Source organism: Stenotrophomonas sp. GD03930, from assembly GCF_029839665.1.
GTDB classification, from domain to species: domain Bacteria; phylum Pseudomonadota; class Gammaproteobacteria; order Xanthomonadales; family Xanthomonadaceae; genus Stenotrophomonas; species Stenotrophomonas forensis.
Genome location: NZ_JAOCAV010000001.1, coordinates 2,078,233 through 2,103,969, shown reverse-complemented (window position 1 = coordinate 2,103,969; position 25,737 = coordinate 2,078,233). Strand labels below are relative to the sequence as shown.

At 67.9% G+C, this 25,737-nt stretch carries 27 protein-coding genes and 1 pseudogene; 10 read left to right on the top strand and 18 right to left on the bottom strand.

Annotation, left to right across the window (positions count from 1 at the left end; genetic code table 11):
- Positions 1 to 353 precede the first annotated feature (353 nt).
- The 6 genes from N5C18_RS09525 to N5C18_RS09500 are packed head-to-tail and all read left to right on the top strand — an operon-like array spanning position 354 to position 4,583.
- Positions 354 to 974, top strand: a complete 621-nt coding sequence (locus N5C18_RS09525) for a LemA family protein (RefSeq protein ID WP_008266893.1) — start codon at positions 354 to 356, stop codon at positions 972 to 974.
- Between the two features lie 3 nt (positions 975 to 977).
- Complete coding sequence (locus N5C18_RS09520) at positions 978 to 1,862, top strand: TPM domain-containing protein (protein WP_279944373.1); 885 nt, start codon at positions 978 to 980, stop codon at positions 1,860 to 1,862.
- Positions 1,862 to 2,356 (top strand): TPM domain-containing protein, encoded by a 495-nt coding sequence (locus N5C18_RS09515; RefSeq protein WP_053511366.1) that lies wholly within the window; start codon positions 1,862 to 1,864, stop codon positions 2,354 to 2,356. The genes N5C18_RS09520 and N5C18_RS09515 overlap by 1 nt, the downstream gene beginning before the upstream one ends.
- 51 nt (positions 2,357 to 2,407) lie before the next feature.
- On the top strand, positions 2,408 to 3,295 hold the full coding sequence (lgt, locus tag N5C18_RS09510; protein WP_279944372.1) for a prolipoprotein diacylglyceryl transferase: 888 nt from the start codon (positions 2,408 to 2,410) through the stop codon (positions 3,293 to 3,295).
- The gene (locus N5C18_RS09505) at positions 3,292 to 4,086 is read left to right on the top strand and encodes a thymidylate synthase (RefSeq protein WP_279944371.1); all 795 of its coding nucleotides are present in this window, start codon (positions 3,292 to 3,294) and stop codon (positions 4,084 to 4,086) included. The genes lgt and N5C18_RS09505 overlap by 4 nt, the downstream gene beginning before the upstream one ends.
- A gap of 5 nt (positions 4,087 to 4,091) precedes the next feature.
- Positions 4,092 to 4,583, top strand: coding sequence for a dihydrofolate reductase (locus tag N5C18_RS09500; RefSeq protein WP_279944518.1), 492 nt, complete (start codon positions 4,092 to 4,094; stop codon positions 4,581 to 4,583).
- A 77-nt stretch (positions 4,584 to 4,660) separates the two neighbouring features.
- Here N5C18_RS09500 and N5C18_RS09495 read toward each other — a convergent pair whose 3' ends face one another.
- The 10 genes and pseudogenes from N5C18_RS09495 to N5C18_RS09450 all read right to left on the bottom strand — a co-directional run bounded on the left by N5C18_RS09495 (position 4,661) and on the right by N5C18_RS09450 (position 14,562).
- On the bottom strand, positions 4,661 to 5,320 hold the full coding sequence (locus tag N5C18_RS09495; RefSeq protein ID WP_279944370.1) for a DUF1287 domain-containing protein: 660 nt from the start codon (positions 5,318 to 5,320) through the stop codon (positions 4,661 to 4,663).
- Positions 5,317 to 6,342 carry a symmetrical bis(5'-nucleosyl)-tetraphosphatase gene (locus N5C18_RS09490; protein WP_279944369.1) on the bottom strand — a complete coding sequence of 342 codons (1,026 nt, stop codon included), beginning with the start codon at positions 6,340 to 6,342 and terminating at the stop codon, positions 5,317 to 5,319. The genes N5C18_RS09495 and N5C18_RS09490 overlap by 4 nt, the downstream gene beginning before the upstream one ends.
- Positions 6,343 to 6,357: 15 nt before the next feature.
- Positions 6,358 to 6,741, bottom strand: coding sequence for a Co2+/Mg2+ efflux protein ApaG (gene apaG / locus N5C18_RS09485; protein WP_008268668.1), 384 nt, complete (start codon positions 6,739 to 6,741; stop codon positions 6,358 to 6,360).
- A gap of 13 nt (positions 6,742 to 6,754) precedes the next feature.
- On the bottom strand, positions 6,755 to 7,558 hold the full coding sequence (gene rsmA / locus N5C18_RS09480; RefSeq protein WP_053511372.1) for a 16S rRNA (adenine(1518)-N(6)/adenine(1519)-N(6))-dimethyltransferase RsmA: 804 nt from the start codon (positions 7,556 to 7,558) through the stop codon (positions 6,755 to 6,757).
- Positions 7,555 to 8,535: a 4-hydroxythreonine-4-phosphate dehydrogenase PdxA gene (pdxA, locus tag N5C18_RS09475; protein WP_279944367.1), complete on the bottom strand. Its 981-nt coding sequence runs from the start codon at positions 8,533 to 8,535 to the stop codon at positions 7,555 to 7,557. The genes rsmA and pdxA overlap by 4 nt, the downstream gene beginning before the upstream one ends.
- Positions 8,536 to 8,553: 18 nt before the next feature.
- Positions 8,554 to 9,882: pseudogene (locus tag N5C18_RS09470) on the bottom strand (peptidylprolyl isomerase); the annotation flags it as partial.
- On the bottom strand, positions 9,879 to 12,377 hold the full coding sequence (gene lptD / locus N5C18_RS09465) for an LPS-assembly protein LptD (RefSeq protein WP_279944365.1): 2,499 nt from the start codon (positions 12,375 to 12,377) through the stop codon (positions 9,879 to 9,881). The pseudogene N5C18_RS09470 and the gene lptD, both read right to left, overlap by 4 nt.
- Positions 12,378 to 12,466: 89 nt before the next feature.
- On the bottom strand, positions 12,467 to 13,405 hold the full coding sequence (locus tag N5C18_RS09460; protein WP_279944364.1) for a histone deacetylase family protein: 939 nt from the start codon (positions 13,403 to 13,405) through the stop codon (positions 12,467 to 12,469).
- Positions 13,406 to 13,414: 9 nt separating this feature from the next.
- A complete protein-coding gene (locus tag N5C18_RS09455; RefSeq protein WP_049457330.1) occupies positions 13,415 to 13,969 on the bottom strand; it encodes a cob(I)yrinic acid a,c-diamide adenosyltransferase in 555 nt (184 codons plus the stop codon).
- Positions 13,970 to 13,977: 8 nt separating this feature from the next.
- Entirely contained in the window at positions 13,978 to 14,562 is a 585-nt protein-coding gene (locus N5C18_RS09450) for a hypothetical protein (protein WP_053448848.1), read from the bottom strand.
- A 107-nt stretch (positions 14,563 to 14,669) separates the two neighbouring features.
- On the opposite strand from N5C18_RS09450, the gene ubiH reads away from it, so the two are divergent.
- Together ubiH and N5C18_RS09440 are read left to right on the top strand one after the other, a co-directional pair.
- The gene (gene ubiH / locus N5C18_RS09445) at positions 14,670 to 15,878 is read left to right on the top strand and encodes a 2-octaprenyl-6-methoxyphenyl hydroxylase (RefSeq protein WP_279944363.1); all 1,209 of its coding nucleotides are present in this window, start codon (positions 14,670 to 14,672) and stop codon (positions 15,876 to 15,878) included.
- A complete protein-coding gene (locus tag N5C18_RS09440; RefSeq protein WP_279944362.1) occupies positions 15,875 to 17,056 on the top strand; it encodes a UbiH/UbiF family hydroxylase in 1,182 nt (393 codons plus the stop codon). The genes ubiH and N5C18_RS09440 overlap by 4 nt, the downstream gene beginning before the upstream one ends.
- A 70-nt stretch (positions 17,057 to 17,126) precedes the next feature.
- Here the strand turns inward: N5C18_RS09440 and N5C18_RS09435 are convergent, their stop codons facing one another.
- From N5C18_RS09435 to N5C18_RS09410, 6 genes are all read right to left on the bottom strand, one after another.
- Entirely contained in the window at positions 17,127 to 17,522 is a 396-nt protein-coding gene (locus N5C18_RS09435) for a hypothetical protein (protein WP_053448851.1), read from the bottom strand.
- 49 nt (positions 17,523 to 17,571) lie between these two features.
- Positions 17,572 to 18,639, bottom strand: coding sequence for a 23S rRNA (cytidine(2498)-2'-O)-methyltransferase RlmM (gene rlmM / locus N5C18_RS09430; RefSeq protein WP_053448852.1), 1,068 nt, complete (start codon positions 18,637 to 18,639; stop codon positions 17,572 to 17,574).
- On the bottom strand, positions 18,623 to 19,183 hold the full coding sequence (locus N5C18_RS09425) for a nucleoside deaminase (RefSeq protein ID WP_107379140.1): 561 nt from the start codon (positions 19,181 to 19,183) through the stop codon (positions 18,623 to 18,625). The genes rlmM and N5C18_RS09425 overlap by 17 nt, the downstream gene beginning before the upstream one ends.
- Positions 19,184 to 19,280: 97 nt before the next feature.
- On the bottom strand, positions 19,281 to 20,003 hold the full coding sequence (locus tag N5C18_RS09420; RefSeq protein WP_279944361.1) for a DUF6348 family protein: 723 nt from the start codon (positions 20,001 to 20,003) through the stop codon (positions 19,281 to 19,283).
- A 49-nt stretch (positions 20,004 to 20,052) separates the two neighbouring features.
- Entirely contained in the window at positions 20,053 to 20,715 is a 663-nt protein-coding gene (locus tag N5C18_RS09415) for a hypothetical protein (RefSeq protein ID WP_279944360.1), read from the bottom strand.
- A 43-nt stretch (positions 20,716 to 20,758) separates the two neighbouring features.
- On the bottom strand, positions 20,759 to 22,507 hold the full coding sequence (locus N5C18_RS09410) for a glutamine--tRNA ligase/YqeY domain fusion protein (RefSeq protein ID WP_180878962.1): 1,749 nt from the start codon (positions 22,505 to 22,507) through the stop codon (positions 20,759 to 20,761).
- A gap of 240 nt (positions 22,508 to 22,747) precedes the next feature.
- Here N5C18_RS09410 and N5C18_RS09405 point away from each other — a divergent pair, with 240 nt between their 5' ends.
- Together N5C18_RS09405 and msrA are read left to right on the top strand one after the other, a co-directional pair.
- Entirely contained in the window at positions 22,748 to 23,011 is a 264-nt protein-coding gene (locus tag N5C18_RS09405; RefSeq protein ID WP_004154314.1) for a DUF2007 domain-containing protein, read from the top strand.
- Between the two features lie 30 nt (positions 23,012 to 23,041).
- Positions 23,042 to 23,707, top strand: coding sequence for a peptide-methionine (S)-S-oxide reductase MsrA (gene msrA, locus N5C18_RS09400; protein WP_049457340.1), 666 nt, complete (start codon positions 23,042 to 23,044; stop codon positions 23,705 to 23,707).
- A gap of 577 nt (positions 23,708 to 24,284) precedes the next feature.
- On the opposite strand, the gene N5C18_RS09395 is transcribed toward msrA, so the two are convergent.
- Both N5C18_RS09395 and rnk read right to left on the bottom strand, forming a co-directional pair.
- Positions 24,285 to 25,241: a transaldolase gene (locus N5C18_RS09395; protein WP_053448856.1), complete on the bottom strand. Its 957-nt coding sequence runs from the start codon at positions 25,239 to 25,241 to the stop codon at positions 24,285 to 24,287.
- A 50-nt stretch (positions 25,242 to 25,291) separates the two neighbouring features.
- A complete protein-coding gene (gene rnk / locus N5C18_RS09390; protein ID WP_004154317.1) occupies positions 25,292 to 25,696 on the bottom strand; it encodes a nucleoside diphosphate kinase regulator in 405 nt (134 codons plus the stop codon).
- Positions 25,697 to 25,737: the final 41 nt, after the last annotated feature.

Sequence of the window (25,737 nt, the reverse complement as noted above, 5' to 3'; positions counted from 1 at the left end):
TTCGACAGTTTCCTGTGATCTGTTGGAACCTGCTGCTGATGGTGGGTGCCGACCGTTGGTCGGCACGAATGCCTGGAGCATGGGCTTTTGATTTTGATTTTTTCTTTTGATCTTCCCGCGGTGCGCAGGAAACCGTATGAGGCCGGGCGGGTGGGCGTGGCGGGGGTATCCGCGCCATGGATGGCGCGGCTAAGCCTCCAGGGACGGATTCACGGCGTCCCCCGCCATGCCCACCCGCCCGGACTACTCAGGCGATCCATGAGCACAACCACCGCGGAGGGGGCGGCGCCCGATGGCCGACCTTCACCCGAACCATGGCATGCTCGGCGCCACGTCCACCCGGAACCTCCGCCATGCGCCTGTTCACTCGTATCCTGCCCCTGATGCTGCTGGCCTCCCTGCTCTCCGGCTGCGGCTACAACGCCATCCAGCAGAAGGATGAAGCGGTCAAGGCCAGCTGGTCGGAAGTCATCAACCAGTACAAGCGCCGCGCCGACCTGGTGCCCAACCTGGTGCAGACCGTGAAGGGCTTCGCCAGCCAGGAAGAGCGCGTGCTGACCGAAGTCACCAACGCCCGCTCGCGGGTCGGCCAGATCAACGTCAACGCCGACGACGAAGCCTCGCTCAAGCAGTTCCAGCAGGCCCAGGGCGAACTGGGCAGCGCGCTGTCGCGGCTGCTGGTGGTCACCGAAAACTATCCGCAGCTGAAGTCCGACCAGAACTTCCGCGACCTGCAGGCGCAGCTGGAAGGTACCGAGAACCGGGTCACCGTCGCACGTGGCCGTTACATCCAGCAGGTGCAGGACTACAACACCTACATCCGCTCGTTCCCGCAGGTGATCACCGCCAAGATCTTCGGCTACAAGACCAAGCCGAACTTCACCGTGGACAACGAAGCGCAGATCTCCAGCGCGCCGGCGGTCGATTTCGGCAACGCGCCGCAGCAGCAGCCGGCACCGCAGCCGGGCCACTGACCGATGCGCCTGGCCACTGCGCTGCTGGCCCTGCTGCTGTGGCTGCCACTGGCGTCGCAGGCGCAGCAGTTGGCGCCGATTCCGGCGCTGGATTCGCCGGTGGTCGATACCACCGGCACGCTGGATACCGCGCAGCAGCAGGCGCTGGTGCAGCAGGCGACTGACCTGCAGCAGCGCAAGGGCAGCCAGCTGCAGGTGCTGGTCGTGCCCACCACCCAGCCGGAAGACATCGCGCAGTACACCACGCGCGTCTTCGACCAGTGGCAGATCGGCCGCAAGGGCGTGGATGACGGCGTGCTGCTGGTGGTGGCCAAGGATGACCGACGGGTACGCATCGAGCCCGGTTACGGCCTGGAGGGCGCGATTCCCGATGCCATCGCCAACCGGGTCATCCAGGAATACCTGGTGCCGCGCTTCCGCAGTGGTGACTATGCTGGCGGCATCACTGACGCCACCGGCGTGCTGGTCAAGCTGATCGATGGCGAAGACCTGCCGGCGCCCGTCAGTGGCCAGCGGGGCGGCGAGCCCGACGGCGGCGGCGACACCTGGTTTCTGGCCCTGTTCATCGGCGTGTTTGCCGGCAGCATCCTGCGCGGGGTGTTTTCGCGCGTGCCGCGCCCGTTGCGTGGGCTGCTCGGCGGCGGGGGAGCTGCACTGGCGGCGTTCCTGTTCACCTCCACGCTGTTGGCCAGCGGCCTGGCCGGCATCGTTGGCCTGATTGTTGCCATGCTCTCCGGGCACCCGGGCCGCTTTGCCGGCGGCGGTGGCTGGGGCGGTGGCAGCTGGGGCGGCGGAGGCGGCTTCGGTGGAGGCGGTGGCTTCGGCGGCGGCGGTTGGGGCGGCGGCGGTGGCCGTTCCGGCGGCGGCGGCGCATCGGGAGGCTGGTGATGATCCAACGTCTGTGCCGCCATCTGTTCTCGCCGTCGGTACGGCGCGCGTTCCCGCCGGCTACGCTGCAGGCGATCACCGAGGCCATCGCCGCCGGTGAGCAGCGCCACGGCGGGCAGGTGATGTTCGCCGTGGAGGCCGACCTGCCGCTGGACGCGCTGTGGCGCAAGGTCACCCCGCGCCAGGCCGCCGAACATGCCTTCGCCCGCCTGCGTACCTGGGATACCGCCCACAACAACGGCGTGCTGATCTACCTGCTGCTGGCCGACCACGCGATCGAGATCGTCGCTGACCGTGGCCTGCACGGCCGGGTCAGCCCGGCGCAATGGCAGCGGGTCTGCACCCACCTGCGCGAGGGCCTGCGCGGCCCGAACCCGGTCGAGGCGCTGCGCGGCGCCATCGAAGAGGTTTCGACCCTGGTGGAAGGGCACTTTCCGGCCGCGACGCGGTCAGACGATGACGGCCTGCCCAACACCCCGCAGCTCCTTGGTTGAGCCGGGGCGGCACTGGCCCGAGAATAGGCGTTCAACCGCAAGGCACCTTCCATGATCTATTTCCACGACATCGACCCCATCGCCCTCTCGCTGGGGCCGATCAAGGTGCACTGGTACGGCATCATGTACCTGCTCGGCTTCACCGCGGCCTGGCTGCTGGGCCGCAAGCGCATTGCCGACGGGCGCCTGCCGGGCGTCGATGCCAACGGCTTCTCCGACCTGCTGTTCTACGCCATGCTCGGCGTGGTGCTGGGCGGGCGCATCGGCTACATGCTGTTCTACGCGCTGGGCGATTTCCTGCACAACCCGCTGCTGCTGTTCAAGGTCTGGGATGGCGGCATGAGCTTCCACGGCGGCCTGCTGGGCGTGCTCGGCGCCTGCTGGTGGTGGTCGCGCAAGCACGCGCTGCACTTCTTCGACACCATGGATTTCATGGCGCCGCTGGTGCCGCTGGGCCTGGGCTTTGGCCGTATCGGCAACTTCATCGGTGCCGAGCTGTGGGGCAAGTACACCGACGGCAGCTGGGGCGTGGTGTTCCCGTCCGGCCTGCCGGCGCCGCTGAACCAGCTGGACCACGCGACCCTGCAGGCGCAGTTCGCCAGCGGCGCGCTGAACCAGTTCGCCCGCCATCCCTCGCAGCTGTATGAAGCGTTCCTGGAAGGGCTGGTGATGTTCGTAGTGCTGTGGACGGTGTCGGCCAAGCCGCGCCACCGCTATCTGGTCGGTGGCCTGTTCGCACTGATGTACGGCCTGTTCCGCTTCGCCGTCGAGTTCGTGCGCATGCCTGACAACGGCGTCTACGTGGCCTTCGACTGGCTGACCCGTGGCCAGATCCTCAGCCTGCCGCTGATCGCATTCGGCCTGGTGCTGCTGGCGATGTCGCGCCGCGCGCCGGTGCTGCAGCCGCAGCCGATGGTGGCCGCCGAGGGCAAGGCATGAAGGCCTACCTGGACCTGCTTTCTCATGTGCTGGAACACGGCGCCGAAAAGAGCGACCGCACCGGCACCGGCACCCGCAGCGTGTTCGGCTGGCAGATGCGCTTCAACCTCAACGACGGCTTCCCGCTGGTCACCACCAAGAAGCTGCACCTGCGCTCGATCATCCACGAGCTGCTGTGGTTCCTGAAGGGCGATACCAACATCGGCTACCTGAAGGACAACCAGGTGCGCATCTGGGACGAGTGGGCCGACGAGAAAGGCGATCTCGGCCCGGTCTACGGCAAGCAGTGGCGCAGCTGGGCGACCGCCGATGGCGGTGCGATCGACCAGATGCAGTGGCTGCTGGACGAGATCAAGCGCAACCCCGATTCGCGCCGGCTGGTGGTCAGCGCCTGGAACGTGGGCGAGCTTTCGCAGATGGCGCTGATGCCGTGCCACAACCTGTTCCAGTTCTACGTGGTGGACGGCAAGCTCAGCTGCCAGCTGTACCAGCGCAGCGGCGACATCTTCCTCGGCGTGCCGTTCAACATCGCCAGCTACGCGCTGCTGACCCACATGGTGGCGCAGGCCACTGGCCTGGGCGTGGGCGATTTCGTGCATACGCTGGGTGACGCGCACCTGTACTCGAACCATTTCGAACAGGCCCGCGAGCAGCTGTCACGTGAACCGCGCGCGCTGCCCAGGCTGTGGTTGAACCCGGACGTGACCGACCTGTTCGGCTTCCAGTTCGATGACATCCGCATCGACGGCTACGACCCGCATCCGGCGATCAAGGCACCGGTGGCCGTGTGAGCGCGATGAAGCTGTCGATGATCGTCGCGCTGGATCGCAACCGTGGCATCGGCCAGGGCAATGCCATGCCCTGGCACCTGCCGGATGACTTCAAGCACTTCAAGGCGCTGACCCTCGGCAAGCCGATCCTGATGGGGCGCAAGACCGCCGAATCGATCGGCCGCGTGCTGCCGGGGCGGACCAACCTGGTGCTGACCCGCAGCGGCCAGGTGCCATTTGTAGGCATGCGCGCGGTGGCGTCGCTGGACGAGGCCAAGGTGATTGCCGAAGGCGAGGGCGCGAGCGAGCTGTGCATCATCGGGGGGGGCGAGATCTTCCGGCAGCTGCTCGACCAGGCCAGCGACCTGTACCTGACCTGGGTCGATGCCGAAGTGCCGGCCGACACCCATTTCCCCGAGGTGGATGCGCAGGACTGGCAGCAAGTGAGCAGCGAGCAGCACCCGGCTGACGAACGCCACGCCTACGCGTTCCGCTTCGTGCATTACGTGCGCCGCTGATCGCAACGCACCTGTAGAGTCGAGCTTGCTCGACTGCTCTTGGTGGATACACAGGGCATAGTCGAGCAAGCTCGACTCTACGGAGCCGGCATCCGGTAATGCCCGATGATCGCGTGCTGGAACAGCAGGTTCTCTTCGCGCGTGCCGCGCGCGATGTTGTGTAGCACCAGCGGCGTGCCATCGGCCAGCCGCCGGTCGGAGACGATGCCGACGTGCAGCAGTCCGTTGCCGTTGAGCTTCCAGGCGACGATGTCGCCGGCCGCGTAGTCGGTGGCGAGGGCGGTGACCGGTTGCTGCCAGCCCTGGCGCTCGAACCAGCGCATCAGGTTGGGGACGCGACGATGATCGATGTTGCGGTCCGGCCGTGACAGGCCCCAGATCGTCGGATAGGCACTGAAATTCCCGCGCATGTCCTCATGCACGCGTGCCTGCAGATCCAGGCCCCGGCTGCGCAGGGCGCGCACCACCACGTCGGTGCACACGCCGCGATCGCGCGCGACGTCACCACCGGGATAGGCGAGTACCTGATAAGCCGGGTCGTAGCGGACGGTGACGCCGATCTGTGCGCGTGCGGCGGCCACCAGCGGCGGCGAAGGCGCCTGCGATGGTGCCGGCGTGGCTGCGGCGTCCTGCGCGGCCGTGGGAGCAGGAGGCGAACCGGGCTGGCAGCCGCTGGCCAGCGCCAGCGTCAGCGTCAGCAGCAGCACCGTCCCTGGTGCCCGGCCCGGTCGCATCATGCCTGCGGCGGGGCGCCGCTGTTGCCGGGGCCTGCAGAGCCACCACCGCCACCGCCACCGCCACGACGGCGACGACGGCGCGGGCCGCGGGTGCCCGGGTTGGCAGCAGGTGTGCTGCTGCCCTGTTCCTTGCCGTGTGCCGAAGCGGCAGGACGCTCGTGTGCCGGTCGCGCCGGTGGACGGGCGTTGGCAACGGGGGCCGGCACATCACGGCCCGGCACCTGCACCACGCGCAGCTCGTCGGTATCGAGCTGAAGCGCGGTCAACTTCCCGCCCCACACCGCACCGGTGTCGATGGCGTGCACGCCCTGGGTGATGGTCAGGCCCAGCGCGGACCAGTGGCCGCAGACGACCTTCAGGTCGCGCTCGACCCGGCCCGGCACTTCGAACCAGGGATACAACCCCTGTTCCTGGGTGCCCGGCGTGCCCTTGTCCTCGATGCCGATGCGCCCACGCGGGGTGCAGTAGCGCATGCGGGTGAGCACATTGATGATCGCGCGCGAGCGGTCATAGCCGGACAGGTTCGGTGCCCAGCTCGGCTTGTCGCCGTACATGTTGCGGAACAGCTTGCGGTAGCCGGCACCGTGCAACTGCACCTCGACTTCGGCCGCATGTTTCTCGGCCATCTGCGTGGTCCACTTCGGCGCCAGCCCGGCGTGCACCATCATCCAGCCCAGTTCGCGGTCCACGTGCACCAGCTTCTGCAGGCGCAGCCAGTCCAGCAGTTCATCGCGGTCCTCGGCCTGCACGATGCGCAGCAGGTCCGGGTTGACCTTGCGCTGCTCCTCTTCGGTGCGCGCACCGACGGCCAGCAGCGAAAGATCATGGTTGCCCAGCACCACCACGCTGTGCTCGCGCAGCGAGTGCACCAGCCGCAGCGTTTCCAGTGACTGGCCACCGCGGTTGACCAGATCGCCGCAGAACCACAGGGTGTCCTGCGCCGGGTCGAAGCGGATCTTCTCCAGCAGTCGCTGGGTGACGTCATAGCAGCCCTGCAGGTCGCCGATCGCCCACACACTCATCGTTCGGCCTCCTTGTCAGTGCAGGGTACGCGGGACGGCCAGCACGAACGGTGCGACCGGCGCGGCGAATTCGGTGCCATCGTCGGCGACCATGTCGTAGTGTCCCTGCATGGTGCCGTGATCGGTCCCCAGCATGACACCGGAGGTGTAACGGAAGTCTTCACCGGGGCGCAGCCGCGGCTGCTCGCCGATCACCCCATCGCCATCGACATGCTCGACGCGGCCATTGGCATCGGTGATGCGCCAATGGCGTGCGACCAGGCGTGCGGCCACCCGTCCCTGGTTGTGGATGCGGATCGTATAGGCGAACGCAAAGCGACCGTCTTCCGGTGCGGATTGATCGTCGAGGAAGCGCGGCGCGACTTCGACGGAGATGGCATAAACGTCAGCGTCTTCCATACCGGCAGTGTAATCAGGAGGCATTGGCCAGAGCGACGAATTCGGCCACGTCCAGCTGTTCGGCGCGGGCATCGGGACGCACGCCCGCGGCGATGAACTGCTCGGCGGACACCACATTGTTGAGCGCATTGCGCAGGGTCTTGCGGCGCTGCCCGAAGGCGGCCTTGACCACCTCGGCAAAGCGCCTGTGATCGTTGATGCCGATGCTGGCCGGATCGCGCGGCACCAGCCGTACCACGGCCGAATCGACCTTCGGCGGCGGCCGGAAGGCGCCCGGTGGCACCACGAACAGCGAGGTCACCTGGCAGTACGCCTGCAGCATCACGCTGAGGCGGCCATACACCTTGCTGCCGGGGCCGGCGGCCATGCGATCGACCACTTCCTTCTGCAGCATGAAGTGCATGTCGCGGACCACTGCGGCATGTTCCAGCGCATGGAACAGGATCGGCGAGGAGATGTTGTAGGGCAGGTTGCCGACCAGGCGGATCGGCTGGCCGGCGGCCAGCTCGGTGAAGTCCACGCGCAGCACGTCGCGATGGACGATGGTCAGCTCGCCCAGCGGCTCGGCGGCGGCGGTCAGCGGCGCGATCAGGTCGCGGTCGAACTCGATCACCGTCAGCTTCGGATGCACGCGCAGCAGCGGCAGCGTGATCGCGCCCTGGCCAGGACCGATTTCGATCAGGCGGTCGCCGTCTTTCGGATTGACCGCCATCACGATCTTGTCGATGTAGTGGCGATCGGCCAGGAAATGCTGGCCAAGCTGCTTCTTGGCCGGGGCGGTGAACACCGGGCCGGAGGGGGAATGCGGGGAATTCATGCGCTCAGTGTACGTTGCCGCGCCAGCTGCGCACACAGCGTCGTTGCCGCCTGCAGGCTGGAGGGATCGGCGATGCCGCGGCCGGCCAGGTCCAGCGCGGTGCCATGGTCGACCGCCACGCGCGGGTAGGGCAGGCCCAGGGTCAGGTTCACTGCCTGTTCGAAGCCCGAGTACTTCAGCACCGGCAGGCCCTGGTCGTGGTACATCGCCAGCACGGTGTCGAAGCCGGCCAGCTTGGCCGGCAGGAAGGCGGTGTCGGCCGGCAGCGGCCCGACCAGGTCCATGCCTTCAGCGCGCAGGCGCTGCAGCAGCGGGATGATCAGGTCCAGTTCCTCGCGGCCCAGGTGGCCGTCTTCACCGGCGTGCGGGTTCAGGCCGAGCACGGCGATGCGCGGCGCAGGCAGGCCGAACTCGCGGCGCAGCGCGGCATGCACGGTACGCAGGGTGTGTTCCAGGCCGGGTGCGGTGATCGCATCGGCCACCTCGCGCAGCGGCAGGTGGGTGGTGGCCAGGGCCACGCGCACGATGGGGTTGGCCAGCATCATCACCACCTTCACCCCGGCCTGGTCGGCCAGCAGTTCGGTGGTGCCGCTGTAGGCGATGCCGCCTTCGTTGATGACCGCCTTGTGCACCGGGCCGGTGACCACGCCTTGCAGTTCGCCGCTGAGGCAGGCTCGGCCCGCGCCGAGAAGCGCGTCGATGACCGCGCTGGCGTTGGCCGGGTCGGCGTGGCCAAACCGGCTGGGCACGGCATTGGCGACCACGCGCAGGCGCAGGTCGCCGGGGACGCGGGCTTCGGCATCCTCGGGCAGCAGCTGCAGGGGCAGGTTCAGCGCGGCTGCAGCCGCGCGCAGAGTGTCCGGATCGCCGAAGGCCAGCAGCCGGCTGTCTTCACGCGGCTGCTGGGCCAGTCGGACACACAGTTCCGGGCCGATCCCGGCGGGCTCGCCCGGTACCAGAGCGAGCTCGGGGCGCATCGGTCAGGACTGCGGCGGCGTGGCGGTGTTTTCCGCGCGGTCGCCGCTGCGGAAGCTGACGTAGGCTTCGCCACGCAGTTCCTGCAGGAAGCGGTTGTACTCGTCTTCCAGCTTGCGGCGGCCGATGGTCTCGCGGACCTGGGCACGCTGGTTGTCGTTGGTCACGTCGGTCTGGCGGGTGGCCACGCGCTGCACGATGTGCCAACCGGCATCGGTACGGAACGGCTGGCTGACGCCACCATCCTGGAGGCCGGAGACCTGCTGGCCGAACGCCGGACCGAACGCGTCGGCCGGGAACCAGCCCAGATCGCCGCCCTGGCCCTTGCTGTTGTTGTCCTCGGAGGACTCCTTGGCCACGGTCTCGAAGTCCGCGCCACCGGCAATGCGGGCGCGCAGGGTATCGATCTTGGCCTTGGCGGCCGCGTCGGTCTGGTGGTCGTCCACGCGTACCAGGATGTGGCGGCCGTGGTACTCGGTGACCGTATTCGCACCGGCCGTGGCACTGGCATCACGCACGTCCACCAGCTTCAGCAGCTGGAAGCCGCTGGGGCCACGGATCGGGCCGACCACTTCGCCGGGCTTCATCTTTTCCATCATCTGCGCGAACGCCTGCGGAATTTCATCCAGGCTGCGCCAGCCCAGGTCGCCGCCTTCCAGCGCGTTGGGGCTGTCCGAATAGCGGACGGCGGCGGCATTGAAGTCCAGCTCGCCCTTGTCCAGCAGGGCCTTCACACCGTCGGCCTTCTTCTGGCCGGTGGCGATCTGGTCGGCGTTGGCGCCGTCGGGCAGGGCCACCAGGATGTGCGCCAGGTGGTACTGGTTGCCCACCGTGGCCTGCTGCTTCAGCGCGGCATCGACTTCGCCCTCGCTGACGCTGATACGGCTCTGCGCGAAGCTCTGGCGCAGGCGCTGCACGGTGATCTCGTCGCGCACCGAGGCCCGGAAGTCGTTGAAGTCGATACCGTCATGGGCCAGGCGCTGGCGCAGGGCGTCCAGCGTCGAGCCGTTCTGCTGGGCGATGGCATTCATCGCCTGGTTCAGCTCCTGGTCGCCGACCCGGATGCCGCTGCTCTGGGCGCGGGCGACCTGCAGCTTGACCAGCACCAGGCGCTCGAGCACCTGGCGGCTGAGCACGTCTTCCGGCGGCAGCTGGTTTTCACGGCCGGCGTACTGCGCCTTGATGTTGGCGATCGCACGCTGGAGCTCGCTCTGCAGGATCACGTCCTCATCGACGACGGCGGCGATGCGGTCAAGCGGCTGCGCCTCCTGGGCAAGCACCTGCAGGGGGGCGGACACGCTGGACACCGCCAGCAGCGAGGCGAGAAGAACGGGGAAGCGCTTGGTCATGGGATCTGATTCGGATCGTAGTCGTCGCGGGTCGCCCCGGTGTTGCTGGGCGGCACGAGATAGAGGTCGTCGCGGTTGTAGCCGAGGATAGCACGGCGCAGGGTACGGTCCGTGTCCTGGCCGATGGAGCTCAGGCCCTTGAGCACGAACTCAAGCTGGATGGCATTGTTCATGTCGCCTTCGCGGTTGCGCACGTAGCGGCGGGCCACGGCGCGCACGGCCAGGCAGCAGCTGTCCCACTGCACGCCGGCGATGATTTCCAGCGGTTCCTTGTCCTGCAGGGAGTAGTAGTAGCGGCCCACCAGGCTCCAGCGCGCATTCAGCGGGTACAGGAACGACAGGTCGGCCTGCTCCAGCAGGGTCCGGTCATGCTTGTTGGCGCTGGCCGGGGCACCGGCATTGATGCGATAGCGGTAACTGAGGTTGACCACGCCATCGTTGGGCATCAGGTAGCGGGCACGGACGCTGGCCAGATCCTCGCGCTTGTACTTCGGGTCCCACTGGTAGGTGGCGCCCAGGGTCCAGCGGTCGTTGATCATGTAGTTGCCGTCGGCGATCCAGGCCGACTTGCCCTTTTCCACGGGCGCACCACCCGGAAGCGTCACCCGCGACTCGTCGAAGTACTGGATCTGGCCGATGGCGGCCGAGAACCGTTCCTTGCCGGTGGCCTGGTCGATGAACCGGGTGCCCAGCGCCAGGGTCAGCTGGTTGGCGTCGTTCTGGCGATCGGCGCCGGTATAGCGCGAATCTCGGAACAGCTGGCCCCAGCTGAAGGTGAAATCACGGGTATCGAAGATCGGCAGCTCGTCCTGGTTGCGGTACGGCGTGCGCAGGTAGAACAGGCGCGGCTCCAGGGTCTGCAGGAACGATTTGCCGCCAATACGGGTTTCGCGATCGAAGAACAGGCCGGCATCGAGGCTGGCGATCGGCAGGCTGCGGCTGGGCGAGGTGTTGCCGCGCAGCTGTTCCGGGGTGGCGGTGGTCGGATCGATGCCCTGCGAACGCAGAATCTGTCCACGGATGCCATTGACACCGTCCACCAGGCCGCGGTCCAGCTGGTAAGCGGTGTAGCGATAGGCCAGGGTGGGGGTGACGTACCAGGCCGCGCCGCTGATCGGGAACGACACGTACGGTTTCACGTCCAGGCGCGAGCCGCCACTGACGCCAATGCCTGACCTCAGCTGCTGGCCAGTACGCGTGTACTGCAGGTCCGGGTCGACATCGGTGCCGTACTTGTAGTTGATGTCGTCGTGGGTGAAACGCACGGCTTCGGTGTAGATGCCGGTTTCCAGCCACGGCAGCACCGGCTTGTCCCAGTTGAAGAACAGGCGGGGCTGGCGGTTGTAGGGCAGGGCGCTTTCGTTGAGGGTGTAATCGGTCAGCTGCCAGCGGTCGGCCATGATCCCGGCCGTCCAGTCCTGGCCGGTGCCATACAGCCCGATCGTGCTCTGCAGGTTGGAGGCCGTGACGCCCACCAGGCGGTTGGCGAAGTCCTCCACATAGCGCTCGTCACTGACCCAGGCCAGATTGGCACGCGCCTGCCAGTTGCTGTTCACGTTGTGGTAACCGGTGAAAATCACCCGGCCGCGGTCGCGGTCGCGCAGCTTGTCGTTGGGCATGAACGAGGTCAGCACGTCGCCACGACCGCCGTTGTAGAGGTAGCGGAACTCGTTGTCGAGCAGCAGCCCGCGCCGGCTCATGTAGCGTGGGGTCAAGGTGTCGTCGTAGTTCGGCGCCAGATTGAAATAGATCGGCTGCGCGTAGTCGAAACCGTTGCGGCCGGACATGCCCACCTGCGGGAACAGCAGGCCGGTCTTGCGGCGGTCATCGATCGGGAACTTGAAGTACGGCGCCCACAGGACCGGCACGTTGCCGATACGCAGCACGGCGTTGCGGGCGGTGCCGAAGCCTTCGTCGTTGTCCACCTCGATCTGCGGCGCGGACAGCTTCCATACCGGCTGCGAGGGGTCGCAGGTGGTGTAGGTCGAACGGTGCATCTGGCCGACCGCACCCTGCAGGTCGACCGACTCGGCATCACCGTTGCCGCGGCGCGACACCAGCTGGTACTTGATGTCGGAGATCTTGTGGGTGTCGCTTTCCTGATTGCCCTCGGCACGCTTGGCGACCATCCGGATCGACCCGTCCTGGTAGCGGACATTGCCGTCGGCGATGTAGTTGCCGGTCTCGGTATCGAAGCTGAGCTTGTCGGTGCCGACGAACTGATCGCCACGGCGCAGGGCCACGTTGCCCTCGTACTGCGGCACGGTGGTGGTGCCCAGCAGCTGGTCGCCCTCGATGTCGGTCGACTGCTGCTCGCGGGCGGCCGCGGCAGCGGCCTTGTCCTGGCCGGGGACAGGGGTGGGGGCGTCAGTGAACGCGGGAATCACGTCGGTGGCCGGGCACAGGCCCCAGTTGAGCGGCTTGTCGTCGGCCATCGCCGGCAGGCTGATGGCGATGCTCAGAGGCAGGGGAAGCAGTCGGAGGGCTCGGCGCACGCGGTTCGGATTCGGGCGAAAACGGACGGTAGCTTGCCCCATCCCTTGCATAGGGGCAATGAAGGGCGGTGGAGACTGCCGGTTCGGGTTCATCCGGCAACGGTACCACCGGCGCCTGAAATCAGGGTCCGGACATGCGCCACGCTGCATTCGGCCAGTGCCTGCAGGTCGTAGCCCCCCTCCAGCATCGAGACCACCCGGCCGGCCGCGTGGCGACGTGCCAGCGCATGCAGCTCGCCGGTGATCCAGGCGAAATCGTCGGTTTCCAGCATCAGATCGGCCTGCGGGTCCCGCAGGTGCGCATCGAAGCCGGCCGAGATCAGCAGCAGCTGCGGGCGGAAGTCATCGATGGCCGGCAGCATCTCGTCGGCCCAGACATTGCGGAAGCGGAATCCGCCACTTCCGGGCGGCAGCAGGATGTTCATCAGGTTGCCGGCGCCACGGTCGCGGCGCAGGCCCGAATTGGGGAACAGCCCGGCCTGGTGGGTGCTGTAGTACGAGACCCGGGCATCGTGCTGGAAGATGTCCTGGGTGCCGTTGCCGTGGTGCACGTCGAAGTCGACCACGGCAATGCGTTCCAGGCCGTGGCGGTCGCGGGCATAGGCAGCGGCGATGGCGATGTTGTTGAGCAGGCAGAAGCCCATGGCCGTGCTGCTGGTGGCGTGGTGACCGGGCGGCCGCACGGCGCAGAAGGCCAGCGGATCCTCGCCGAGCATCACCGCATCGACTGCGGCCACGCCGGCACCAGCGGCATGCACGGCGGCGCTGGCCGATCCCGGCGAGGTCCAGGTGTCCATGTCCAGCTGGCGCAGCGGGGCAGTCTGTGGCTGCAGCACGAAGTCGAGCAGGGAACTGTCATGCACCCGGGTCAGTTCGCCGAACTTGGCCGGAGGGGCTTGGCGCCACTGCAGCTGGCCGGGAAAGGCCGCATGCAGGGCATCGAGCACATGCTGCAGGCGTTGCGGGCACTCCGGGTGCCCGGGGCCGGGGTCATGCAGCAGGCAGGACGGATGGGTATAGACCAGCATCGTGCCGACTCAGCGCTGGCGCTGCTGTGGCTGCCACAGCGCCTCGCCGTGGCCATCGGCACGGGCCAGCACCCGGGCCAGCACGAACAGCAGGTCCGACAGCCGGTTGAGGTACTGCAGTGCCTCGCTGCGCACCGCCTCGCGGCGGGCCAGGGCGACGGTCTCGCGCTCGGCGCGACGGACGATGGTGCGCGCCAGGTGGCAGCGCGCGGCAGCTTCGCCCCCGGCCGGCAGGATGAATTCCTTCAGCATCGGCAGGCCGGCGTTGTAGTGGTCCAGCTGCTGTTCCAGCGCCGAGACATCGGCGGCATGGATCGCGGCGTGGCCGGGGATGCACAGCTCGGCACCCAGGTCGAACAACTGGTGCTGCAGGTGCACGACCAGCGCCCGCACGTCCTCGGGCAGCGATGCCGCCAGCAGCAGGCCGAGCGCCGCATTGGCCTCGTCGACCGTGCCGAAGGAGGCAACGCGTGCGTCATCCTTGGCCACGCGCTGGCCGTCGCCGAGGCCGGTGCTGCCGTCGTCGCCGGTGCGGGTGTAGATGCGCGAGAGGCGATGGCCCATGGCGCGGCTCAGTGGCGGATGTCGCGGCGGGCCTGCTGGAGCTTGAGGAACTGCTCCACGGCCAGCTGCAGGGCGGCGGCCAGCGCCACGTAGATCGCGGTGGTGCGCAGGTACGGCCCGAACCACTGCGCGTAGTTCTGCGCCCAGCCGGTCAGGGTCGGTTCGGCCACGTTGCGGCTGGTCCAGTAGAAGCCGCCCTGCGCCAGCAGATGGCAGACCGCCACCGAGGCGACCAGCAGCAGCGCGCCCTTGGCCAGCACCGGCCAGCGCGCGCCCTGGTAGTTGCGGCCAAGCAGCATGCCGCCGGCCCACAGCGAGAAATACGCGGGCAGCAGCAGCCAGTAGCCCGGCGACACGCAGTAGTGCTGCCAGAAATCCAGGCCGCTGCTGCGGATCACGATCCAGTCGACCAGCACCGCGAACACCATCAGCAGCGGGAACGCCCAGCGCGTCCAGCGCGCCAGATAGAAGCCGCCGATGAAGAACACGGCCCAGGAGGCATCGGGAATGGCCGCGAAGTGATTGACCCGGGTCGCCGCCAGCAGCAGTACAAGTACGGACAGGACGAAGGCGCGGTTGGCAGTGTCGGACATGGTGGGGGCCCGGGGCGGATTCAGGTTTCATTCTAGCCCGCCGCACGGGATGGCGCAGGCGTCGTCCCGTTCGGCGTACAGTCGGGACGAGCGCGTATCATGAACGCATGAGTGAACGACATGACGTGCTGATCGTCGGAGGCGGCCTGGTCGGCGCCAGCCTGGCCATTGCCCTGGAGCGCCTGGGCCGCGACGTAGGCCTGCTCGAGGCCAGTCCCGCCGGTGAACTGCCGGCGGTGTTCGACCAGCGCAACCTCAGTTTCGCCGCGGCCACCGTCAACGCGCTGACTGCGCTGGGCGTGATGCAGAAGCTGGCGATGGCGCCGGGACCGATCCGCCGCATCCATGTCAGCCGCGCCGGTGATTTCGGCCGCGTGCAGCTTGACGCCAGTGACTATGACCGGCCCTGGTTCGGCCAGGTGGTGGTCGCGCGCGATTTCGGCCAGGCGCTGGAGGCTCGGCTGCAGGAGCTGCCGCGGCTGCGCCGTTACCGGCCGATGCGTTTCCTGGGGCTGGGCGAGGTGGTCGATGGCTATCGCCAGGTGCGGGTGGCCGATGAGAGCGGCGAACACGTGCTGCTGGCCCGGCTGGTGGTCGGTGCCGATGGCACCGCCAGTGCCGTGCGCGGTGCGCTGGGGATCGAGGTCGACCGCCATGATTTCCAGCAGACGCTGTTTGTCGCCCGCGTGCGCAGCCAGCGCGCGCCGGATGGCACGGCGTGGGAGCGCTTCACCGATACCGGCCCGACCGCGCTGCTGCCGCGCGGCGACCGCCACTTCGGCACCGTGCATGGTGTTGCGCGCGACCAGGCCGACGCGGTGATGGCGCTGGATGATGCCGCCTGGCTGCAGCGACTGCAGCACGCGATCGGCTGGCGCGCCGGCCGCCTGCTCGACTCCGGCCCGCGCAGTGCCTATCCATTGATCCAGGTGCTGGCGCGCGCGCTGGCCGGTGAGCGCGCGGTGCTGCTCGGCAATGCCGCACAGACCATCCACCCGTTGGGCGCACAGGGCTTCAACCTGGGCCTGCGCGATGCGCTGACCCTGGCCGAGCTGCTGGAGGATGCGCATGAGGACGCCGGCAGTGACGCATTGCTGCAGGCCTATGTCGCGCGCCGTGAGGAGGACCGCCGGCAGACGGTGGCGTTCTCCGGTGGCCTGGCGCGGCTGACCAGCAACCCGGCACCGCTGATGCGACCGCTGCGCAGCCTCGGCCTGGTGGCCGCGCAACGCGCCTCGGTGCAGTCGATGCTGGTCGGTGGCGCGATGGGCTTCCGCGGCGAAGTGCCGCGCCTGTGCCGCGGAGAAGCCGCATGAGCCGGCACGTGCGTCTGGATGTGGCCATCGTCGGTGGCGGCGTGGTGGGTGCGGCCTGCGCGCTGGCACTGGCCGATGCCGGGCTCTCGGTCGCACTGGTGGAAGGCCGTGAACCGGCGCCCTGGCAGGCCGCGCAGCCGGACCTGCGGGTGTTTGCCTTCGCCGCTGACAATGTGCAGCTGTTGAACCGGCTGGGCGTGTGGCCTGCCATCGCGCAGGCCCGCGCGTGGCCCTATCGGCGCATGCAGGTGTGGGATGCGGCAGGTGGTGAGGATCTGTTGTTCGACGCGGACCGCTTCGGTCGGCGCGAGTTGGGTTACATCGTCGAGAACGGCCTGCTGCAGGATCGCCTGTGGGCGGCGCTGCCGGCCGCGGGCGTGCAGCTGCATTGCCCGGCGCGGGTGGAGACGCTGGAGCAGGACGAGGCCGGCGTGCGCCTGCGCCTCGACGACGGCCGTCGCCTGGAAGCGGCGCTGGCGGTGGCCGCTGACGGCGCCGAATCGACCCTGCGCCGGCTGGCCGGGATCGAGGTCGAGCGGCATGACTACCACCAGCGTGGCGTGGTGGCCTACGTGGACAGTGAACTGCCGAACCAGGCCACGGCCTGGCAGCGCTTCCTGCCGACCGGGCCGCTGGCGCTGCTGCCGGTGGCCGAGCACCGCAGTTCGATTGTCTGGACCCTTCCGGAGGATGAAGCCGCTCGCGTGCTGGCCCTGGACGAAGCCGCGTTCAATCGGGAACTGACCCGCGCCTTTGCCGCCCGCCTGGGCGAACTGCGGCTGGCCTCGGCACGTGCGGCGTTCCCGCTGCGCCGTCAGCTCGCTCGCCACTATGTCGCTGGTCGCGTACTGGCGCTGGGCGATGCCGCGCATGTCGTGCATCCGCTGGCCGGGCAGGGCGTGAACCTGGGCCTGCGCGATGTCGCCGCCCTGCAGCAGTGGCTGGCGCCTTCGACGGAGCGCCGCGGCCAGCCGCGCCTTTCACCGCAGCGGCTGCAGCGCTGGGCCCGCGAACGTCGCAGCGACAATCACATCGCCGCCTACAGCTTCGACGCGATCAATCGCCTGTTCTCCAATGATGAGATGCACCTGACTCTGGCCCGTGGCCGCGCGCTGGGCTGCGTCGGCAAATGGCCGCCGCTGGTGCAGGCATTCTGGAAGCGCGCCGCCGGCGTCTGACGCAAAAAAGGGGACGGAGGGGATTAAGTCGTTTGTGGCACAAACGACTTAATCCCCTCCGTCCCTTTTTTCAATCCACCAGCCAACCGGCCAGGTCGGCGCGGTCGAGCTTGCCGCGGTGCTTGCGGTCCAGCGCGTTGAACTCGTCGGCCAATGCCGGGTTGGCCTGTGCTTCCTCGCGGCTGATGAAGCCATCGCCGTTCACGTCCAGGTCGCTGAAGCGGATGCGGTACTGGCCGACCACGCTGCTCGGCTCCAGCGAACGTACGGTCACCTGCGCTTCGCCGGCCGGCTGTGCAATCTCCACGCTGCCGGTGACCCGGCCGGCGCCCAGCGCTTGCTGGCGGATCGCGCCACCGGTCGGGCCGAGCGGTTGGCTCTGCGCGGGCGTATGCGGCAACTGCTGGGCAAGGGCAGGCGCCGCCGCCAGCAGGGCGATCAGTATCGGAGTCGAGCGGTATCGCATGGTTGCATCCCTCGGTAGCGCCGGGCCATGCCCGGCGGGCACGATGGCCTCAGCGCAGCGGCGAAGCCAGTACGGTGATCTCTTCGCGGTCGTGGTACAGCTGCTTGGCGCGCACCACCAGCGGCTTGCCGGCCTGGTCCTGGAACAGGTCCAGGCACAGCCGGGTCTCGTCCCAGCGCTTCTTCATCGGCAGCTTCAGGTTGAAGATCGCGTGCCGGCACCAGCCTTCGCGGAACCAGGTGGCCATGCGCTCGGCCACGCGGCGCGGCTGCTCGACCATGTCGCAGACCATCCAGTCCAGCGGCTGCTCCGGGTGCCAGTGGAAACCATCGGCGCGCAGGTGCTCGACCAGTCCGGTATCCAGTACATGCTGGCGTAGCGGGCCGTTGTCGATGCTCAGCACGTGCATGTGCTGGCGGGTCAGCACCCAGGTCCAGCCGCCGGGTGCGGCGCCAAGGTCGGCCGCGCGCATGCCCGGCCTGGCCAGTGCCTCGCGTTCTTCCGGCGTCAGCAGGGTCAACAGTGCTTCATCCAGCTTCAGCGCTGAACGCGAGGGGGCTTCGGGCAGCAGCTTCAGGCGCGGAATGCCCAGCGCCCACGGTGCGCTGTCGGCCGGGTCGGCGATGCAGACGAAGGCGTGGGTGCCATCGACGAACACCACGTGCAGGCGTGGCAGGCGGTTGTTCGGTTTGTCGGTCAGCTTGCCGGCCTTGCGCAGCGCCGGGCGCAGCGCGTTGCCGAAGGCACGCGCCAGACCGGACAGCGGCTTGCCCGCATCCGAGTCGGGATGCTCCACCCACAGGTCGCCGAAGCGCGGCGCATCGGCCAGCACCTCCAGCATCGGCGTGATGCGGTCGGCCGGATCCAGCTGCGGCAGCTCGGCCAGTACCAGCAGTTTCTGCCGCGCGAAGATCAGCTCGCGCCAGCGCAGGCGCGGTGCCAATGCAGCGGCGTCGTCGCACATGAAAAGCACGTAGCCGTCATTGCGCTGGGTGCGGGCATAGCCGGCGAAACCGGCTTCGCCCGCGCGGAACTGCAGCTCGCCGGCCAGTTCGGGCTCGAAGCCCTGCCGGCACAGGCACAGCAGGCCGATTCCGGTCTCAGTAACGGGCGCCATCGCTTTCCCCATAGGCACGCAGCACGCTGCGCGCAGCATCGCGGTTCAGGCCCTGCACCACTTCGATGCCGCGCTTGTTGAGCTCACCGACCCAGTCGGCCGGCAGCGGGCCTTCATCGAACGGGGTCAGCTCCTCGACGTCGGCCGAGTTGGCGCCGATCAGCAGGCGGTCGATGCCGGCCCACACCGTGGCGCCGTAGCACTGGCAGCACGGCTGCGAGCTGGTGGCCAGGGTGACCGGCGACAGCACCGCGTTCAGGCGCGGGGTCTGCAGGCGCTGCTGGGCCAGTATGTAGGCCATGTTCTCGGCGTGCGCCAGCGAGGTCGCGTGCGGCATCACCCGGTTCACGCCGGCGGCGATCACCTTGTCATCCGGGCCGAACACCACCGCACCGAACGGGCCGCCACTGGCGTGCTCGACGTTCAACCGCGACAGCTCGATCGCCAGCGCGACCTTGGCCTCATCGCCGGGATATCGACGATCCAGGTCGATCTGGTCGTGGATCCAGGCGGGAAGGGTCAGGTGGACTTGCGCGTACAGCATCGCGGGGGTGCCTCGTGTGGGATGGAAGAAGGTGCGGTTGCTTGGGAAACCGGCGCGCAGTGTAGCCGCAGCGGCCTGTACCGGGTGTGGCGGTGGGTCAGCCCGGCGAGCCGGTGCGGATCACCACGTACTGCTTGCGGAACTCCAGCCCGGCCTGTGGCCAGCTGGCGGCATAGGCGCGCAGCAGGGGCAGGGCAGCGGCGAAATCGTGGCCGTTGACCCGGCAATCGGCTTCGCACAGGCCCTCGGCGTCGCGCGAGGCGAACAGGCGGATGGCCAGGAACGGGCGCGCCCTCAGCAGCTCGTCGAAGGCGTCCATGCTGCGGGTGAACAGGCAGCACGGGCAGGAACCGTGGTCGTCCTCGCCGCAGGTGGAGGCATCCACCTCCTGTGCGCGGTAGTGCGCCAGCGGCCCCAGCACCACGGTGCGCTGCAGTTCTTCGCCTTCCTCGGCGCCCGGATAGGTCAGGCCCAGCATCGGCAGGCCCTGCGCGTCTGCGGCGCCGACGGCGGTCTGCAGGGTCGCCAGGTCCACCCGCATCCAGGTCTGGAAGCCGGACAGCAGCGATGCCTGTTCGTCGGCGCCGTTGGCGTGCTGGTACTCGAACAGGCCGTCGGCGAACAGCACAGGGTGCTGGGTCTCGATGACGGTGGAGGTCTGCCAGCCACCGTTGTCGCGTTCATTCGCGGCCACGGCATGCGGGGTCAGGCGCAGGCCACCGTCCAGCAGCAGCGCGCCAGCGTCGACGCGGCAGGCGATACCGCCTTCCTGCAGCACCTGCTGCAGCAGCGGGAGGAGTGCGGTGGAAGTTGTGGTCATGTCAGGCCTGTGGATGGATGGGGTGGAACATCCAGGCCGTGCCTGGGGTCTAGCGATCGATTGCGTCGAGTGCGTCGAGTTCGGCGCGATAACGCCGTGCGTCGGGCTGCTGCTGCGGATCATTGCCATGCTCGCGCAACCAGGTCTCCAGCTCGCGGCGATAGTCTGCGCGGAAATCGGCGTTGCCCGGGCTGAAATGCAGCTTGCGTGCGGCCACTTCCACGCGTTCGCGCGCGCTGGCCCGGGCCTGGGCAATGCCGTGCGGTGATTCGTTGGTGAGGATGACGAAGTTGCGCGGGAAGCCCGGGGTGTACTTCACCACGAAGGGCTGGTCCTGCGCCGGAATGCGGATCGCGTTCTCCAGTGGCCACAACGAGGCGGTGTTGGTATGGAACACCACCTCCACGTCACGGCCCTCGGCGGTACGCAGCACCGCTTCGTAGCGCCAGATGTACTGTTCGTTGAGGGTGGAGTTGGTTTCCTCGGCCTTGATGATCACCGCTTCACCACGCTCGCCGACCGCATTGAGGAAGGTGGCGTTGAGGAAGTGGCCGAGGAAGATGTTGAGCATCGCCAGCGGGAACACCACGATGGCGTAGCCCGGAAAGCGCCGCCACCACGAGACCAGCCCGGCCAGCACCATCGCTGCAAAGAACGTCAGCAGCGGATGCTGCGAGATGAACCAGAGCAGGGCGGACAGGGCGGTGATCATCGTCGCGGGCGTGCGGGCGCCGTGCTGGCGCCCGCGCAGGTCCTCAGGCCGACCAGGTGTCGCGCAGGGTCACGCTGCGGTTGAACACCGGCTTGGCCTCGGTGTGGTCGCGGCGGTCGGCAACGAAGTAGCCGGTACGTTCGAACTGGAACGACTGCTCCGGGGCAGCGCTGGCCGCGGCCGGCTCGACATAGCCGGTGACGGTGCGGCGCGATTCCGGGTTGAGGTAATCGCGATAGGTCTTGCCTTCCGATTCGTCGTCCGGGTTCGGCACCGAGAACAGGCGGTCGTACAGGCGGATCTCGGCCGGCACGCCATGCACGGCGCTGACCCAGTGGATGGTGCCCTTGACCTTGCGGTTGGCGCCTTCCATGCCCGGGCGCGATTCCGGATCCAGCCAGCCGCGCAGCTCGGTGATGGTGCCGTCGGCATCCTTGATCACCTCATCGCAGCGGATGATGCCGGCGCCGCGCAGGCGTACTTCGCCACCCGGAACCAGGCGCTTCCAGCCCTTCGGCGGCACTTCGGCGAAGTCCTCGCGGTCGATCCACACTTCGCGAGCGAACGGCACCTGGCGGCTGCCGAAGCTTTCGTCCTTCGGATGGTTGCTGAAGGTCAACTGCTCTTCGTGGCCTTTGGGCAGGTTGGCCAGCACCAGCTTGACCGGGTCGACCACGGCCATGCGGCGCGGCGCGGCGCTGTCCAGGTCTTCGCGCAGCGCGCCTTCCAGCACGCTGAAGTCGATCAGCGAATTCTGCTTGCTGATGCCCACGCGCTCGGCGAACAGGCGCATCGCTGCCGGCGTGTACCCACGGCGGCGCAGGCCCTGCAGGGTCGGCATGCGCGGGTCTTCCCAGCCGTCCACCAGCTGCTCGGTAACCAGCGCCATCAGCTTGCGCTTGCTCATCACCGTGTAGTTGATGTTCAGGCGCGAGAACTCGATCTGGCGCGGCTTGGCGGCTTCGCGCGGCAGGCCGGCGTCGACCAGCGGCTGGGTCAGCGCGTCGTCGTGGGCGAAATCCACGTTGTCCACGCACCAGTCGTACAGCGGGCGGTGGTCTTCGAATTCCAGCGTGCACAACGAGTGGGTGATGCCCTCGATCGAATCGCCCAGCGCGTGCGCGAAGTCGTACATCGGGTAGATCGGCCACGCATTGCCGGTGTTCTGGTGTTCGACGTGCTTGATGCGGTACAGGGCCGGATCGCGCAGGTTGATGTTGCCGCTGGCCATGTCGATCTTGGCGCGCAGGGTGCGCGCACCATCCGGGAATTCACCGGCGCGCATGCGGCGGAACAGGTCGAGGTTCTCCTCGACGCTGCGGTCGCGCCACGGCGACGGGCGGCCCGGCTCGGTCAGGGTGCCACGGTAGGCGCGCACTTCCTCGGCCGACAGGTCGCAGACATAGGCCTTGCCCTGTTCGATCAGCTTCTCGGCGGCCAGGTAGTAGGTCTGGAAGTAGTCCGAGGCGTGGCGCAGCTCGTTCCACTCGAAGCCCAGCCAGCGCACGTCGTCCTGGATCGCGGCCACGTATTCCGGATCTTCCTTGGCCGGGTTGGTGTCGTCGAAGCGCAGGTTGCAGACACCGCTGAACTCACCGGCGATGCCGAAGTTCAGGCAGATCGACTTGGCATGGCCGATGTGCAGGTAGCCGTTCGGCTCGGGCGGGAAGCGGGTCTTGATCGCCTGGTGCTTTCCGCTGGCCAGGTCCTCGCGCACGATCTGGCGGATGAAATCGCGCTTCTCGTGGCTGTCGGCGGGGGTCTCGGGGCTGGCGGGGGTGTGCTCGGACATGAGTCTGGGGCGAAAAAGGGCAGAAAGACCAACAGTCTAGCGCGTACGGCGCAGGGCTGCCCGGCAGCGCCTGGGTTGCCGGCCAGCGGCCGGCACTACCCCCCACCTTCCGGGGTTGCCGGCCGGCAGATTGCGTATCGACACGCAGATGGGGGTAGTGCCGGCCGCTGGCCGGCAGAACGCACCACCGGCATTCAGCGCCCGGGCGTATGCTGGACCCCTGCCCCAAGGAGCCGTCGCATGCACATCGTGTACAAGGCCGACAACCTGTTCGACGCCCACCTGGTCAAGCACGCACTGGAAGACGCCGGCATCCCCGCCTTCGTGTTTGGCGAGCAGCTGCTGGGTGGCATGGGCGAGCTGCCATTGTTCGGCGTACTGCGGGTCGGCATCCCGGATGCGGCGCGGCCGCAGGCCGAGGACATCGTGGCCTCGCTGGACTTGGGCCACGCGCCGGACGACCCCATTTCAGATGCAGACGACATTGCCGGCCTTCCGGCGTAGGAGCGCATCATGTTGGGAATTGGCCAGGGCATCCTCGGCATCGGGGCCTTCAAGCAGCGCCTGCCGCGCCCGGAAGAAGCACTGCCGGGGCGCGAGCAGCCGCTGCCGCTGCACAGCAACCAGCACTTCGTGAACAGTCATCCGCTGAAGGACCGTTTCGCTGGCCTGCAGCAGATCCGCTTTGCGCTGGGCTGCTTCTGGGGCGCCGAACGCAAGTTCTGGAACGAGCCGGGCGTGTACAGCACCTCGGTCGGCTATGCCGGTGGCATCACCCCGAACCCGACCTATGAAGAGGTGTGTTCGGGCCTGACCGGCCACACCGAAGTGGTGCAGGTGGTGTTCGACCCGGCGGTGGTGAGCCTGGAGCGGCTGCTGCAGCTGTTCTGGGAAAGCCACGACCCGACCCAGGGCATGCGCCAGGGCAACGACACCGGCACCCAGTACCGCTCGGCGATCCACGCCACCGACGAGGCCCAGTACGCCGCCGCGCTGGCCAGCCGCGAGGCCTACCAAGCGCAGCTGGATGCGGCCGGCTACGGCCCGATCACCACCGAGATCGTGTACCCGGCACCGACGTACTACTACGCCGAGGATTATCACCAGCAGTACCTGGCGAAGAATCCGAACGGTTACTGCGGTATCGGCGGCACCGGCGTGAGCTGCCCGATCGGGCTGGATGTGGAGGGGCCGCGCTGACGCGCGGTGGTCCGCCTGCGGCGGGCAACATCAACATCAACATCCAAAGCGGCTCTGGGTTGCTGATGGTTTGGCGGGACGGGGGCGGCTGGCAGGACACGCCGTAAACCCGTCCCTGGGGGCTCGATGGCGCCATCCATGGCGCCAACGGTCCTGCCAGCCGCCCCCGTCCCACCTTCGACAGTTTCCCTGTGACGGTGGGCAAGAGCATGGGTTACTGACGGACTGAAGGAAAACAAAAGGACGCGGCCTTCGCCGCGTCCTTTTGTTTGTATGCAGTGCTCCGTAGAGTCGAGCTTGCTCGACTGCGAGCAAGCGCAGCGCGCGACCCGCTGTTGCTTTTCTTTCTTTCTTCCGTGGCGGGCGGCCACAGGAAACTGTCAGAGGGCGGGCGGGTTGGGTTCGCGGGAGTGTCCGCGGCATGGATGCCGCGGCCAAGCCCCAGGGACGGGTTCACGGCGTCCCCCGCGAACCCAACCCGCCCGACCCAGCGCGGCTTTTGCTTTAGCGGTCAGTCGAGCAAGCTCGACTCTACAAAACGATCCGCCACGAGGGGCTCAGCCGTTGGCCGAAATCCTCACAGTTCCGAACGAATCCGCTCGCGCAGCGCCTGCAGATCCTTGGCAAACGCATCGATACCGGTCGCCAGCTTCTCGGTCGCCATCGGATCGGCGGCCAGGTCGGCGGCGAACTTCGCTGCGTCGATCGGGGTCACCGCTGCGCCGTCGGCGGCACCGGCCACCAGCTTGCGCGGCAGCTCGCCATGGTCGGCGTCCAGCTTCTCCAGCAGGTCCGGCGAAATGGTCAGGCGGTCGCAGCCGGCCAGCGCTTCGATCTGCGCGGTCGAACGGAACGAGGCGCCCATCACCACCGTCGGCGAACCGCGGCGCTTGAACTCGGCATACACGCCGCGCACGAACTTCACGCCCGGGTCTTCGTCGATGCTGGCCGGGGTCTGGCCATTGGCCACGTACCAGTCCAGGATGCGACCGACGAACGGCGAGATCAGGAATGCGCCGGCTTCGCTGCAGGCCAGCGCCTGGGTCGGGTTGAAGATCAGGGTCAGGTTGCAGTCGATGCCCTCGGCCTGCAGGATGCGCGCGGCTTCCACGCCTTCCCAGGTCGCAGCGATCTTGATCAGGATCTTCTCGCGCGGCACGCCGGCATCGGCGTACATCTGGATGAACTGGCGGGCCTTGGCCACGGTCGCGGTGGTGTCGTGGGCCTGGTCGGCGTCCACTTCGGTGGACACGCGGCCCGGCACCAGCGTGCTCAGCAGCGCGCCGACGCCGATGGTCAGGCGGTCGGCCACGGCGTGCACCACGGCTTCGCGGTCACCGCTCTGCTGGCGGCCCCAGGCCAGTTCGCGTTCGATCAGTTCGGCGTAGACCGGCAGGTCCAGCGCCTTCTTCACCAGGGTCGGGTTGGTGGTGCAATCCACCGGCTGCAGGCGCTTGATCGCGTCGTAGTCACCGGTATCGGCAACGACCACGGACAGTTCGCGCAGCTGGGACAGTTTGGACGGGGTACTCATTACGGCTCCTGGTGCAGGGGGATCGAATCGCGCGCGGTGCGCAGCGGTAATCAGGGGCGGTCGTTGTGGACCGCGGTCACGCGCAGGCGCAGCTTGCGGCCGCCGGGCGCATTCCAGTCGATGCTCTGGCCGATGGCCAGGCCGAGCAGGGCACTGCCGACCGGGGCCAGCACGGAAACCTTGCCTTCATCGACGTTGGCTTCGCGGGGGAAGACCAGGGTCAGGACGTGTTTTTCGCCCGACACTTCATCTTCGCACTCCACGCGCGAATGCATCATGACGATGCCTTCGGGAATCTGGTCCGGCGCCAGCACGGTGGCCCGGTTGAGTTCTTCAGCAAGCGCGAGCGCGGCAGGCGTCTGGCTCAGCGCAGGGGAGTCGAGCATGGCCTCCAGGCGGTCCATGTCGAAGGTGGAAACAGTGATCGACGGCGGCAGGCCGCTGGCGGTGTTCATGGTGAAGCTCCTTGGTTGAAAACCATGCAAAAGGCGGCACC

Bases quoted from the DNA above. Each gene is read 5' to 3' on its own strand.
- N5C18_RS09520 (WP_279944373.1), top strand. From the start codon at position 978: ATGCGCCTGGCCACTGCGCTGCTGGCCCTGCTGCTGTGGCTGCCACTG.
- N5C18_RS09450 (WP_053448848.1), bottom strand. From the start codon at position 14,562: ATGTCCGACACTGCCAACCGCGCCTTCGTCCTGTCCGTACTTGTACTG.
- N5C18_RS09460 (WP_279944364.1), bottom strand. From the start codon at position 13,405: ATGCTGGTCTATACCCATCCGTCCTGCCTGCTGCATGACCCCGGCCCC.
- apaG (WP_008268668.1), bottom strand. From the start codon at position 6,741: ATGGAAGACGCTGACGTTTATGCCATCTCCGTCGAAGTCGCGCCGCGC.
- N5C18_RS09410 (WP_180878962.1), bottom strand. From the start codon at position 22,507: ATGTCCGAGCACACCCCCGCCAGCCCCGAGACCCCCGCCGACAGCCAC.
- N5C18_RS09425 (WP_107379140.1), bottom strand. From the start codon at position 19,183: ATGCTGTACGCGCAAGTCCACCTGACCCTTCCCGCCTGGATCCACGAC.
- N5C18_RS09500 (WP_279944518.1), top strand. From the start codon at position 4,092: ATGAAGCTGTCGATGATCGTCGCGCTGGATCGCAACCGTGGCATCGGC.
- N5C18_RS09490 (WP_279944369.1), bottom strand. From the start codon at position 6,342: ATGAGTGTGTGGGCGATCGGCGACCTGCAGGGCTGCTATGACGTCACC.
- rlmM (WP_053448852.1), bottom strand. From the start codon at position 18,639: ATGGCGCCCGTTACTGAGACCGGAATCGGCCTGCTGTGCCTGTGCCGG.
- rnk (WP_004154317.1), bottom strand. From the start codon at position 25,696: ATGAACACCGCCAGCGGCCTGCCGCCGTCGATCACTGTTTCCACCTTC.
- N5C18_RS09395 (WP_053448856.1), bottom strand. From the start codon at position 25,241: ATGAGTACCCCGTCCAAACTGTCCCAGCTGCGCGAACTGTCCGTGGTC.
- lgt (WP_279944372.1), top strand. From the start codon at position 2,408: ATGATCTATTTCCACGACATCGACCCCATCGCCCTCTCGCTGGGGCCG.
- N5C18_RS09420 (WP_279944361.1), bottom strand. From the start codon at position 20,003: ATGACCACAACTTCCACCGCACTCCTCCCGCTGCTGCAGCAGGTGCTG.
- N5C18_RS09505 (WP_279944371.1), top strand. From the start codon at position 3,292: ATGAAGGCCTACCTGGACCTGCTTTCTCATGTGCTGGAACACGGCGCC.
- N5C18_RS09455 (WP_049457330.1), bottom strand. From the start codon at position 13,969: ATGGGCCATCGCCTCTCGCGCATCTACACCCGCACCGGCGACGACGGC.
- N5C18_RS09415 (WP_279944360.1), bottom strand. From the start codon at position 20,715: ATGATCACCGCCCTGTCCGCCCTGCTCTGGTTCATCTCGCAGCATCCG.
- rsmA (WP_053511372.1), bottom strand. From the start codon at position 7,558: ATGAATTCCCCGCATTCCCCCTCCGGCCCGGTGTTCACCGCCCCGGCC.
- pdxA (WP_279944367.1), bottom strand. From the start codon at position 8,535: ATGCGCCCCGAGCTCGCTCTGGTACCGGGCGAGCCCGCCGGGATCGGC.
- N5C18_RS09515 (WP_053511366.1), top strand. From the start codon at position 1,862: ATGATCCAACGTCTGTGCCGCCATCTGTTCTCGCCGTCGGTACGGCGC.
- N5C18_RS09495 (WP_279944370.1), bottom strand. From the start codon at position 5,320: ATGATGCGACCGGGCCGGGCACCAGGGACGGTGCTGCTGCTGACGCTG.
- ubiH (WP_279944363.1), top strand. From the start codon at position 14,670: ATGAGTGAACGACATGACGTGCTGATCGTCGGAGGCGGCCTGGTCGGC.
- N5C18_RS09405 (WP_004154314.1), top strand. From the start codon at position 22,748: ATGCACATCGTGTACAAGGCCGACAACCTGTTCGACGCCCACCTGGTC.
- N5C18_RS09435 (WP_053448851.1), bottom strand. From the start codon at position 17,522: ATGCGATACCGCTCGACTCCGATACTGATCGCCCTGCTGGCGGCGGCG.
- N5C18_RS09440 (WP_279944362.1), top strand. From the start codon at position 15,875: ATGAGCCGGCACGTGCGTCTGGATGTGGCCATCGTCGGTGGCGGCGTG.
- N5C18_RS09525 (WP_008266893.1), top strand. From the start codon at position 354: ATGCGCCTGTTCACTCGTATCCTGCCCCTGATGCTGCTGGCCTCCCTG.